The sequence below is a fragment of the Streptomyces sp. NPDC002577 genome (genome assembly GCF_053594815.1).
The window spans coordinates 526,007-538,296 of record NZ_JBSFWK010000001.1 but is presented as its reverse complement, the minus strand read 5'-3'; the positions used below and the strand labels follow the sequence as shown (position 1 = coordinate 538,296).

The following is a 12,290-nucleotide window of genomic DNA, read 5'->3' as shown; positions in this document are numbered from 1 at the left end:
TACCAGCCTGTGACCGCGTACCGGACCAGGACCGCGCACCAGCACGGGACGGCCGCTTCAGCGCTGATCCGCGCCCGCCGCCCTCTCCGCCAGGTCGCGCCACACGGCCTGGACCTGTTGCCGCAGCTCAGCGAGCGGCACATCGTTGTCGATCACGATGTCCGCGATCGCCAGCCGCTTCTCTCTGGTCGCCTGCGCGGCCATGCGCGCCCGCGCGTCCTCCTCGGTCATGCCGCGCAGGCGGACGAGCCGGTCCAGCTGTGTTTCCGGGCTCGCGTCGACGACGACCACCACGTCGTACAGGGGGGCCAGGGTGTTCTCGGCGAGCAGCGGCACATCGTGGACGACGACGGCGTCGTCGGGGGCGGCGGCCTCCAGTTCGGCGGAGCGCGCACGCACCAGGGGGTGCACGATCGAGTTGAGCACGGCCAGCCGATCGGCGTCGGCGAAGACGACGGTGCCCAGCTTCGGACGGTCCAGGGAGCCGTCCGGGCGCAGGACCTCCTCGCCGAAGGCCTCAACGATGGCGGCGAGCCCCGGAGTTCCGGGATCGACCACCTCACGTGCGATCTTGTCCGCGTCGATCAGCACCGCGCCGTACTCGACGAGCAGCCGCGACACCTCGCTCTTGCCGGCACCGATGCCCCCGGTCAGGCCCACTCTCAGCATGTCCGGAAGCTTAGGCCCTCGCCTCACGCACCGCGCCGGCGGCTGGATCCCTAGACGTCGCCCTCCCGCTCCGCAAGGAATTTTTCGAACTCCCTGCCGATCTCGTCGGCGGACGGGATGTCGGCAGGTTCCGCCAGCATGTTGCCGCGGGTCTCGGCACCCGCCGCGGCGTCGTACTGGTGCTCGAGACCCTGGACCAGTGCGACGAGCTCCTCGTCGCCCTCCCGGATCTGCCGGTCGATCTCCGTCTGTGTGCGCTGTGCGTCGGTACGCAGGGAGTGCGCGATGCCGGGCAGTACGAGGCCGGTCGCGGCGGTGATCGCCTCCAGGACGGTCAGCGCGGCGTCGGGATACGGCGAGCGGGCAACGTAGTGCGGAACGTGTGCGGCGACGCCGAGCACGTCGTGTCCGGCCTCGATCAGCCGGTACTCGACGAGGGACGCTGCGCTTCCGGGCACCTGGGCCTCTTCGAAGGGGCTGCGGTGGCCGGGGACGAGATCGGTGCGGTTGCCGTGCGGGGTGAGCCCGACGGGACGCGTGTGCGGGACGCCCATGGGAATGCCGTGGAAGTCGACGGACAGCCGCACGCCGAGCCGTTCGACGATCTGCCGGACGGCGGCCGCGAAGCGCTCCCACTCGACGTCGGGTTCGGGGCCGGACAGCAGCAGGAAGGGCGCGCCCGTGGCGTCCTGGACGAGCCGCACCTCGAGTGTGGGCACCTCGTAGTCATTCCAGCGGTCGCGCTTGAACGTCAACAGCGGCCTGCGGGCGCGGTAGTCGACGAGGCGGTCGTGGTCGAAGCGCGCCACGACCTGGTGGGGCAACGAGTCGAGGAGACGGTCGACGATCTGTTCGCCGGTGTCACCCGCGTCGATGTAGCCGTCGAAGTGGTAGAGCATGACCAGTCCCGCCGACTCCTGTGCGAGCGCCATGTCGACGGCGGCGAGCCCCTTCGGCTCCCATGCGTACAAACCCTGCGGATCAAGCACTGTGACCGCTCCTCCTCGTGTTCGTACAGCAGAACGCGCGACGGGGCGCGGGCATTCCCGCCCGCGCCCTGCACACCCGCCCTCAGCAGTGCATTGTGTGCCTCACGCCGCCAGTACGCGCGCGTGGAGCGCGGAAACAGCCTTGCGCGCCGACGTGAAGGCGCCGTGCTGCCACGCGTCGGTGTAACTCAGCCAGTCTCCCGCGAAGTACACCCGCCCGGTGGGCTCGTTCAGAGGCTTGTAGCGCGCGTGGTCGGGACCGCCGGGCGTGCCGTGCCAGGCCGCCTCGAGATACGGGGTCTGCCGCCAGTGGTGCGAGAAGGAGGAGGCGAGCTCGGTGCGGTACTTCTCGCCGTAGATCTTCACACCGGCGGCCACGGCACGCTTCTCACGCTCCTTCGGGGTGAGCGCGGCGTACGAGTCCGCGTCGCTGCCGTAGTTGTAGTAGCCGATCATCACGCCGCGCTCGCCGTGGTAGCCGTACGAGGGGTGCCAGATGTGGGTGACGTCGAGGTCGGTCTCGGTGATACCGCCGTAGATGTTGTGGTCGAGCTCCCACCAGCGCGACTTGTACTCGAGACCGATCTTGCCGGCGGACTGCGGCGTGATGGCCTCGAGGGCGCTCTGCACGCCGGATCCCAGGTTGTGCGGGACCTTGGCGAGGATGTTGGGCGGCGCGGCCGCGATGCAGTAGTCGGCGTCGACGCTGTAGGTCCGGCCGCCCTGCGTGTAGGTGACGGTGACGCCGTCACCCTTGTCCGTGATCTTCGTGACGGCGGCGCCGGTACGGACCCGGTGCTCGCCGATCGCCTTGGTCAGCGCCCTCGGTATCTGGTCCATGCCGCCGACCGGCTGGAACATCAGCATCGCCTGGTCGAACTCGAATTCGAAGGAGAAGTAGCGCCCGACCCCGCTCGCGAAGACCTCGGACGCGGACGGGACGTCGCCGAGCAGCACGCCCGGGGTGCCCGCCGCGGCCGGGACGGTGGTGTACCCCCGGCGCGAACCGCCCTCGTACTGAAGCTTGTCACCGAGCTCGCCGAAGTCCTTCAGGAACTCGATCAGCCGCTCCTGATCGGCGCTGGTCAACTGCGCGTCCAGAGCACCCTTGTCGGTCGCCTTGGCCAGGAACTCGGAGACGTAGCCGTATACATCGGCCTTGGCCGTGCGGTAGCGCATCGGCTTGGTCATGCCGGCGGACTCGTTGAAGATGTACGCGTCGGCGTTGACGTTCGTGAACACCTCGACGGGCACGCCGAGTTCACGGCAGTAGTCGAGGGTGACCATCCACTGCGGGAGACGCGCGGGGCCGGCGTTCATGTACTGGCCGTCGCTGAATCGGGCAGTTTGCTTGTTGCCACCCAGGTCGGTGGTGGAATCGCCGCTGCGCACCGTGAAGTTGCGGCCGCCGGTCCGGTCTCTGGCTTCCAGGATCGTACAGTCGTAGCCCGCCTTGCCGAGTTCGTACGCGGAGGCGAGCCCGGCGATACCGCCGCCCACGATGACCACCTTGGCCGCGCCACGGCCGCTGAGCGTGAAGTCCCCGGACTGTGGGGCGCGGAAGGGCTGTTCCCGCTGCGCCGCCTGCGCGGTGGGGGCCAGGCCCAGGGCACCCATGGTGGCGAACATCGCGCCCGCACCACCCGTGAGACCCACGTTGCGCAGAAACACTCGCCGACTGGTGCCCGTACCCGCCTGAGGCTTTGCCATGTGTTCGACTCCCCTAATCGATCATGCCTGATGAAGGGATCCTGACAAGAACCTGTTACAACCCGAGGAGATTCGTGTATCCACCACATTTCTCACCCGCCGCTGTGCCCACGACGGCGGGCAACTGGAAAAGTGGGGCACCCGGGCCTACCCGGGCAACGCACTGGGGCCCGCACCCAAAAGGGTGCGGGCCCCAGCGTTACCGGCTAAGCCCTAGCGGCCAGCGTTCAGCTCTGACCACCGGCCAGCTTCTCGCGCAGCGCAGCCAGCGCCTCGTCCGAAGCAAGCGCCCCGGAGTTGTCCGCGGACTCCGAGGAGTACGACCCACCGGACGCGGCCGGAGCCGCACCCGCCGCGTCGCCGCCCTCGGCCGCAGCCTGGGCGTCGGCCTCGCGGGACTTGATGACCTGCGCCTGGTGCTGCTCGAAGCGAGCCTGCGCCTCGGCGTACTGGTGCTCCCACGCCTCGCGCTGGGTCTCGTAGCCCTCGAGCCAGTCGTTGGTCTCGGGGTCGAAGCCCTCGGGGTAGATGTAGTTGCCCTGGTCGTCGTAGGACGCGGCCATGCCGTACAGGGTCGGGTCGAACTCGACGGCCGTCGGGTCGGCACCGAAGGACTCGTTGGCCTGCTTCAGCGACAGCGAGATCCGGCGACGCTCGAGGTCGATGTCGATGACCTTGACGAAGATCTCGTCGTTGACCTGGACGACCTGCTCCGGGATCTCCACGTGGCGCTCGGCCAGCTCGGAGATGTGGACCAGGCCCTCGATGCCCTCGTCGACGCGGACGAACGCACCGAACGGAACGAGCTTCGTGACCTTACCCGGGACGACCTGACCAATCTGGTGGGTCCGGGCGAACTGCTGCCACGGGTCCTCCTGGGTCGCCTTCAGCGACAGGGAGACGCGCTCGCGGTCCATGTCGACGTCGAGGACCTCGACGGTGACCTCCTGGCCGACCTCGACGACCTCGGACGGGTGGTCGATGTGCTTCCAGGACAGCTCGGAGACGTGGACCAGACCGTCGACGCCACCCAGGTCCACGAAGGCACCGAAGTTGACGATCGAGGAGACCACACCGGAGCGGACCTGACCCTTCTGCAGGGTCGTAAGGAACGTCTGGCGGACCTCGGACTGGGTCTGCTCCAGCCAGGCACGGCGGGACAGGACCACGTTGTTGCGGTTCTTGTCCAGCTCGATGATCTTCGCCTCGAGCTCCTTGCCGACGTACGGCTGGAGGTCGCGGACGCGGCGCATCTCGACGAGAGAGGCCGGGAGGAAGCCGCGGAGGCCGATGTCGAGGATGAGACCACCCTTGACGACCTCGATGACGGTACCGGTGACGATGCCGTCCTCTTCCTTGATCTTCTCGATGGTGCCCCAGGCACGCTCGTACTGGGCGCGCTTCTTCGAGAGGATCAGGCGGCCTTCCTTGTCCTCCTTCTGAAGGACGAGGGCCTCGATCTCGTCGCCGACGGCGACGACCTCGTTGGGGTCGACGTCGTGCTTGATCGAGAGCTCGCGGCTCGGGATGACACCTTCGGTCTTGTAACCGATGTCGAGCAGGACCTCGTCCCGGTCGACCTTCACGATGACGCCGTCGACGATGTCGCCGTCGTTGAAGTACTTGATCGTCTCGTCGATCGCGGCGAGGAAGGCTTCCTCGTTACCGATGTCGTTGACCGCAACCTGCGGGGTGGTGGCGGTGGTCTCGGTGCTGCTCGTCATGTGGGAAAGGGCTCCGGTACGGACATTGAGTCGTAGGTACTGCTTACGCCGGGAGCCCGTTTCGCTCTGTAGAAGCCGGACAGCTTAGGAGGCGGTTTTCCGGTTTCCATTGAAACGGAAAGCGCCTCGACAACCGAGGGGACATACAACAGATGCGAGCGCAGCCTGCTATGTCTGAGGTGCGCAGGCCCGCAGCGCAACTTGTAGCATACGGGGGCAGCCGGGCAGGGTCAATGCGCGAACGCGCACACCCGGGGCGGATCGCCGCATTCCCGGCACAAAACCTGTTGTCTGAGGCCACAGGGGGCGCACCGCACTCGGTCGCGACACGCACGCAGCGTCACAGCCGGCGCGGCAGTGCGCCGCCGCGGCACGACGCCGTCGAGACCCGTCACGACGGATCAGCAGCAGGCGATCGAAGAGTACGACGAGGGAGCCGATCATCCAAGAGCCCGAGCTGCCCGAACCGGAAGCCACTCGACGTGAGACCGATGTCACGGAGAGTAGTCGCGCGAGTCGCGGCTGGTGGGACCGGAACGCGGACGAATATCAGCGCGATCACGGCGCCTTTCTCGGCGACGACCGTTTCGTGTGGGGCCCGGAAGGTCTCGACGAGGAACAGGCGGCGCTGCTCGGCCCCGCGGCCGAGTTGAAGGGCAAGGACGTCCTGGAGATCGGTGCGGGCGCGGCGCAGTGCTCGCGGTGGCTGGCCGCGCAGGGCGCCAGGCCCGTCGCCCTGGACCTCTCGCACCGGCAGCTGCAGCACGCGCTGCGGATCGGCGCCGAAGGGCTCGGCCTCGTGCAGGCCGACGCGGGGGCGCTGCCCTTCGCGGACGGCTCCTTCGACCTGGCCTGCTCGGCGTACGGGGCGCTGCCGTTCGTCGCGGACCCGGTGCGGGTCCTTCGGGAGGTGCGCCGTGTGCTGCGTCCTGGTGGCAGGTTCGTCTTCTCCGTCACGCATCCCATCCGGTGGGCGTTCCCGGACGAGCCGGGCCCGGAGGGCCTGTCGGTGGCCGCCTCGTACTTCGACCGCACGCCGTACGTGGAGCAGGACGAGCAGGGACGTGCCGTGTACGTCGAGCACCACAGGACGCTGGGCGACCGGGTCCGTGACGTGGTCGCGGCGGGTTTCCGGCTCGTCGACCTGCTGGAACCGGAGTGGCCGGCCTGGAACAGCCAGGAGTGGGGCGGCTGGTCTCCCCTCCGCGGGAACCTGATCCCGGGGACAGCGATCTTCGTCTGCGTACGGGACCGGTGATCGCTCACGGGACCGGTGAGGTGACGGGCGTACGGGGCTGGAGACTGGGGGCGTGATCCGTACCGACGCCCTCGAGCAGTTGCCCGTCCGCACCGCCGTTCCCACCCTGCGGGAGGCGCTGGAAGAGCACGGCACCGCGGTGCTGTGCGCGCCGCCAGGGACGGGCAAGACGACGCTCGTGCCGCTGGCCCTGGCCGGGCTGCTGGACGGCGGCCCGGCGGCCGCGGAGGTGCCGGTGCGGCGTGTCGTCGTCGCCGAGCCGCGGCGTATCGCCGCGCGTGCCGCCGCCCGGCGGATGGCGTGGCTGCTGGGCGAGAAGACCGGGCAGCGGGTGGGTTACACGGTGCGCGGCGAGCGCGTGGTGGGGCGGCACGCGCGCGTGGAGGTCGTCACGACCGGTGTTCTGCTGCAGCGGCTGCAGCGGGATCCGGAGCTTTCGGGGGTCGATGCGGTGGTCATCGACGAGTGTCATGAGCGGCATCTGGACGCGGACACGGTCGCCGCGTTCCTGCTGGACGTGCGCGCTGCGCTGCGGCCGGAGCTGCGGTTGCTGGCGGCCTCGGCGACGACCGATGCGCAGGGGTGGGCGCGGCTGCTCGGCGGCGCGCCGGTGGTCGAGGCGGAGGGCGTCTCGTATCCGGTGGACGTGGTGTGGGCGCCGCCCGCGCAGCCGGTGCGGCCGCCGCACGGGATGCGGGTGGATCCGGCGCTGCTGTCGCATGTGGCGTCGGTGGTGCGGCGGGCACTGGCGGAGCGGGACGGGGATGTCCTGTGCTTCCTGCCGGGGGTCGGCGAGATCGCCCGGGTGGCCGGCCTGCTGGCGGGCCTGGGCGGGGTCGAGGTGCTTCAGGTGCACGGCCGGGCGCCGGCGGCGGTGCAGGACGCGGTGCTGGCGGGCTCGCCGGACGGTATGCGCAGGGTGGTGCTGGCGACGTCGGTCGCGGAGTCGAGCCTGACGGTGCCGGGTGTGCGGGTGGTCGTCGACTCCGGGCTCGCGCGGGAGCCGCGGGTGGACCACGCGCGCGGGCTCAGCGCCCTGACCACGGTGCGTGCCTCACAGGCGGCGGGCCGGCAGCGGGCGGGGCGGGCCGGGCGTGAGGCGCCGGGTGCCGTGTACCGGTGCTGGTCGGAGGCGGAGGACGGGCGGTTGCCGCGGTTTCCGGCGCCGGAGATCAAGGTGGCGGACCTGGCCTCGTTCGCTCTGCAAGCGGCGTGCTGGGGCGACCCTGACGCGTCGGGTCTCGCGCTGCTCGATCCGCCGCCCGGCGGAGCGATGGCCGCGGCGCGGGACGTCCTGCACGCCATCGGTGCCGTCGACGCGGCCGGCCGGGCCACCGAGCGGGGCACCCGGATGGCACGGCTCGGGCTCCATCCGCGGCTGGCGCGCGCCCTGCTCGACGGGGCCGGCGAGGTGGGCGCGCGGCGGGCGGCGGAGGTGGTGGCCCTGCTCAGCGAGGAGCCGCCACGCGAGTACGGCGACGACCTGGCCGCGGCGTGGCGCACCGCTCACCGCGGCCGTGACGCCTACGGGGCGCGCTGGCGTGCGGAGGCCGGGCGATTGGCGTCCGCCGTCGCCGCACCGGGTGGTGGTGAGTCCGGCGCGGGGTCAGCCGAGGCCGCCACGCCCGCGGGGGCCGGGCGCGACGCCGGGTACACCGACGACCTCGTTGCCGGGCTCGTCGCCGCGCTGGCGTTTCCGGAGCGGGTCGCGCGGGTGCGGAGTGGAGGGGCGTACCGCATGGTGTCCGGGACCGGGGCCGAGCTCGGCGAGGGTTCCGCTTTGCGCGGGACACCGTGGATCGCGGTGGCCGTGGCCGACCGGCCCGTGGGGGCCGGGCACGCGCGCGTGCGGCTCGGTGCCGTGATCGACGAGGCGACCGCGCGGCGGGCGGCCGCTTCCCTGTATGCCGGGGGCGAGGAGGTCGGCTGGGCGGACGGCGACGTCGTCGCCCGGCGTGTCGAGCGGCTCGGGGCCATGGAGCTGGCCGTGAGTCCGCTCAAGGGCGCCGACGCCCGCCTCGTACGCGAGGCCCTGCTGGAGGGGTTGCGGCGCGAAGGGCTGGGGCTGCTGCGCTGGACGCGGGACGCCGTAGCGCTGCGGCAGCGGCTCGCCTTCCTGTACCGGCACAGGGGCGCCCCGTGGCCGGACGTGTCCGACGACGCTCTGCACGCGCGCGTGGGCGAATGGCTGGAGCCCGAGCTGAGCCGTGCCCGCAGGCGGGCCGATCTGGAGCGCATCGACGCCGGTCAGGCGCTGACGCGGCTGCTGCCGTGGGCGTCGGGTGAAGCGGTCCGGCTGGAGGAGCTGGCGCCCGAGCGCGTCGAGGTGCCGAGCGGGTCCAGGATCCGGATCGACTACGGCGACCCCGACCGGCCCGTACTCGCCGTCAAGCTGCAGGAGATGTTCGGTCTGGCCGAGACGCCGCGCGTGGCCGGGGTGCCGCTGCTCGTCCATCTGCTCTCGCCCGCCGGCCGCCCGGCGGCCGTCACAGCCGACCTGGCCTCCTTCTGGCGCGACGGCTACCGGTCCGTGCGCGCCGAACTGCGCGGCCGGTACCCCAAGCACCCATGGCCCGAGGACCCGGCCACCGCGGAGCCCACCCGCCACACGAACGCACGGCTCAGGCGTTGACGCTGCTCAGGCATTGAAACAGCTCAGGCGTTGACGCAGCTCAGGCGTTGACCGGCTGGGGCGCCGGCTCGCGCTCTCCCGCCGGCGCCGGCTCCCCCGGCCTGCGGCCGCGCGCCTCCAGTACGAGCGACAGCGTGAGCAGGCCGGCGCCGAGGCCGAGGAAGCCCCAGGGCAGATACGAGGTCATCAGCAGGATGAGCGTGCGCTGGGACTTGACCAGGGCGACCGTCGACCTGATGTAGTCCTCGCGCATCTTGACGTCTCCGGAGAACACCATGACCCTGTCGCGGCCGCCGAGCAGGGTCCCGCCGCGCAGCTCCTCCTTGTGGTCCTCCTCGCCGTAGACGGGCGCGCCGGTGACCGGTTCGACCCAGAACTTCCGCACGGTCGAGTACCAGCGGGTGGTGCCCGTCTTCGCCACCGATTCCGGTGTGATGCCCTTGACCGGCATCGTCTTCGGCATGCTGACCTTGGTCCACGGGATGGTCTGCTCGAAGTAGTAGACCTCGACGCCACGGAAGTTCCGCGTGCCCTTGTAGTGGATGGGAGCGGTGGTGCGGGACTGGGCGTCGAAGTACTCGTAGTCCCGCTTCTCGGTCAGGAAGGGCCACTTGAACTCGATGCCCTCGCGTTTGACCGGGTCCCCGTCGACCATCTCGCCCGATGCGTGGACGGGTTCCTGGGAGTGCGCGTCGAAGATGTAGCGCTCGGGGATCTTGGAGACCATCTTGCCGTCGGGGCCCTGGACGTAGGAGAGCCCGTCCCAGACCACGACGTCGCGGCCGGTGCTCTTCTCGATCTTCTTTGACGCCTCCACGTTGCCCTTGAGGGTCTGCACAATGGTGACCTTGTCGACCTTCTTGGCCTGCATGGTGCCGTAGTCGATGAGGGTCGCGGGTTTCGCCTCCAGCACCATGGTCTGGTAGTGGTTCGCCGGGATCTTCGCCAGCCGGGGGAAGGCGTACCAGCGCACGAGCGGGGACAGCGCCGTGCAGAACACGGCGAGGGCGAGCAGGACCAGGCTGGCCTTGCGGCGCATCTCGACGGCCCTCCTACGGGTCAGGGGTGTGCGGGGACGGTGGTGAGCAGCGGCTTCGGTGAGGTCTTGCCCGGGGGTGAACCGACGGCGGTGAGCGTGAGCACCAGGGCGAAGGCGACGGCGAGACCGGTGGCGGCGGCGATGAGGGCACGCATGGGGCCTCCCGGCGAGCTGGGCTGCTGATGACAGATAGCTGATGCTGCGTCAGAACTGGGGCACCGTAGCAACGGCCGCGCGAGATGAGAACACGTTGCACGCATGCAGAACGGCGCCCCTCTGCCGGCGGTGGCAGAGGGGCGCCGCCGTGTGCGAGCTGTGCCGTCCTTACGAGGCGGTGGCCGCCTCCACGTTCAGTTCGACGGTGATCGTCGCGCCGCCCGTGGTGTCGATGCGGAGCAGGAACGTACCGGTGGTGTCGTCCGCGTACAGCTGCGGCAGCTTCAGCAGACCGTTCGCGTCCGTCTCCAGGCCCGTGAGGGTGCGGACGGGGTTGCCGTCGGCGTCCTTGAAGTAGGGGCCCTTGTCGTTCTCGGTCGCGTCGTCCGCCGACTTGATCAGGGTCGCGGTGGCCGCGACACCGTCCGCGACGGCGCCCTTGTAGGTGGCCTTGACCTCGACGGCGTCCGCGAACTCGCCGCCCGGCGTGCAGGTCAGCGCGGTGTCGCTGGTGCGTACAAGGGTGTCGGCCTGGCGTTCGGTGACCGTGGCCGTGTAGTCGAGACCGGAGAGGGTGCGGCCCACGACGGCGGCGCGGACGGTGAAGTCGCCGGTCTTCTCGCCCGCCTGGAGCGTGGGAGCGGTGGCCGTACCGGTGGCGGAGGTGGTGATCGTGGCGATGGTCTCGCCGCCGGTGAAGGTCGCGTCCGTGTCGCCGACGATCGTGAACCGCACCCTGACCTTGGGCACACCCAGGCCGGACGCGGACTCGGCCCGCACGGACACCCGCTCGGCGAAGGCGTCGCCCGCCATCGCGGTCAGGTCCCCGGTGCCCGCGTCCTCCAGGCGCGCCACGGTGTCGGTGGCGGTGGGCGGCGTGGGGCTGGGCGAGGGCGTGCCGGGCTCGGTCGGCGCGGGGCTCGTCGTGCCGCCGCCCGGCTTCGTGGTGCCCGGGTCGGGCGTGCCGGGCTTGGTCGCGCCGGGCGTGGTCGGTGACGGGCTGGGGGTCGGTCCGTCGCTGTCGTCGCTGCGGTCGTTCGGCAGGACGCCCGTGCCGTCGGGGACCTCGTGGGTGCCCTTGCGGTAGTAATCGAGCCACTTCAGGACCGTGTTCAGGTAGTCCTGCGAGTGGTTGTAGCTGAGGATCGCCGCGTGCAGCTGCGAGGTGACCGACAGGTCGCGGTCGCCGGCGCACAGGTAGTGGCCGGCGGCGAGCGCCGCGTCGTAGATGTTGTTGGGGTCCTTCTTGCCGTCGCCGTTACCGTCCGCACCCCAGCTCTCCCAGGTCGACGGGATGAACTGCATGGGGCCGACGGCGCGGTCGTGCGCCGTGTCGCCGTCGTACGCGCCGCCGTCGGTGTCGGTGATCTTCGCGAAGCCGTTGCCGTTGAGGACGGGTCCGAGGATGGGGGACAGCGTGGTGCCGTTCGCGTCCACATTTCCGCCGCGGGCCTGGCCCGACTCGACCTTGCCGATGGCCGCGAGCAGTTGCCAGGGCAGGTTGCAGCCGGGCTTGGACTCGGCGAGGGCGGCCTGCGCCTTCTTGTAGGCGTCGAGGACGGTGGCGGGTATGCCCGCTTCCGTGTCGCCCGTGTTGCCGCCGTCGTCGTCGGCGCTGGGCGTCTCGGTGGGGCTGTTGAGGGGCGGCAGGTCCGTGTAGTAAGGGGAGTTGCCGGTCACGCCCGGGTCGGTGTCGGTGTCGGCCGCCGGGGTGTCCGTGCGCTGCCGACCGGTGCTGCTGTCGGTCAGGCCGGGAGCCTGGGACGCGGATATCGCCGCGACCGCGACCGCCGCCAGGGCGGCGGTCGCCATCCCCTTGCGCAGCCTCCTGCCGAAGTGCGCCGCCATTCCGAGAACCCCTCCCATTGACGATCATGCGGGACCGTCCGCGCTCCCCAGCGCGTAGACCCACGTGACACTACGACAACTTGAGGCGCCTAGACACCTGTTCGCGCCCGAAATTCACCGGTTGGCCACCTCTCGGTTTCAGCCATCCTGCACGCCCGGGCGACCCGCATCGGCCCGATCGGTGCATCCCGCATACTGGGCGGCATTGATCGCGACACGGTACGCGACACGGTTACGGGGCGCACGGTCGGGGCGTGCGCAGTCA

The 12,290-nt window shown here is 70.6% G+C and carries 9 protein-coding genes; 2 read left to right on the top strand and 7 right to left on the bottom strand.

Annotated elements, in window-relative coordinates; translation table 11 throughout:
* Positions 1-57: 57 nt before the first annotated feature.
* The 4 genes from coaE to rpsA all read right to left on the bottom strand — a co-directional run bounded on the left by coaE (position 58) and on the right by rpsA (position 5,092).
* On the bottom strand, positions 58-669 hold the full coding sequence (gene coaE, locus ACWD4J_RS02395) for a dephospho-CoA kinase (protein WP_451393372.1): 612 nt from the start codon (positions 667-669) through the stop codon (positions 58-60).
* Positions 670-719: 50 nt separating this feature from the next.
* Positions 720-1,658, bottom strand: a complete 939-nt coding sequence (locus tag ACWD4J_RS02390; RefSeq protein WP_451393371.1) for a PAC2 family protein — start codon at positions 1,656-1,658, stop codon at positions 720-722.
* 102 nt (positions 1,659-1,760) lie between these two features.
* Entirely contained in the window at positions 1,761-3,287 is a 1,527-nt protein-coding gene (locus ACWD4J_RS02385) for a flavin monoamine oxidase family protein (protein ID WP_451393613.1), read from the bottom strand.
* A gap of 308 nt (positions 3,288-3,595) precedes the next feature.
* Complete coding sequence (gene rpsA, locus ACWD4J_RS02380) at positions 3,596-5,092, bottom strand: 30S ribosomal protein S1 (RefSeq protein ID WP_451393370.1); 1,497 nt, start codon at positions 5,090-5,092, stop codon at positions 3,596-3,598.
* A gap of 400 nt (positions 5,093-5,492) precedes the next feature.
* Here rpsA and ACWD4J_RS02375 point away from each other — a divergent pair, with 400 nt between their 5' ends.
* Complete coding sequence (locus ACWD4J_RS02375; protein WP_451393612.1) at positions 5,493-6,350, top strand: class I SAM-dependent methyltransferase; 858 nt, start codon at positions 5,493-5,495, stop codon at positions 6,348-6,350.
* Between the two features lie 52 nt (positions 6,351-6,402).
* On the top strand, positions 6,403-8,982 hold the full coding sequence (gene hrpB, locus ACWD4J_RS02370; protein WP_451393369.1) for an ATP-dependent helicase HrpB: 2,580 nt from the start codon (positions 6,403-6,405) through the stop codon (positions 8,980-8,982).
* 40 nt (positions 8,983-9,022) lie between these two features.
* On the opposite strand, the gene ACWD4J_RS02365 is transcribed toward hrpB, so the two are convergent.
* The 3 genes from ACWD4J_RS02365 to ACWD4J_RS02355 form a co-directional block, all read right to left on the bottom strand.
* Positions 9,023-10,021 carry a DUF3068 domain-containing protein gene (locus tag ACWD4J_RS02365; RefSeq protein WP_451393368.1) on the bottom strand — a complete coding sequence of 333 codons (999 nt, stop codon included), beginning with the start codon at positions 10,019-10,021 and terminating at the stop codon, positions 9,023-9,025.
* Between the two features lie 20 nt (positions 10,022-10,041).
* Entirely contained in the window at positions 10,042-10,176 is a 135-nt protein-coding gene (locus ACWD4J_RS02360) for an SPW_0924 family protein (RefSeq protein WP_451393367.1), read from the bottom strand.
* A gap of 169 nt (positions 10,177-10,345) precedes the next feature.
* The gene (locus tag ACWD4J_RS02355; RefSeq protein ID WP_451393366.1) at positions 10,346-12,025 is read right to left on the bottom strand and encodes a lytic transglycosylase domain-containing protein; all 1,680 of its coding nucleotides are present in this window, start codon (positions 12,023-12,025) and stop codon (positions 10,346-10,348) included.
* Positions 12,026-12,290 lie beyond the last annotated feature (265 nt).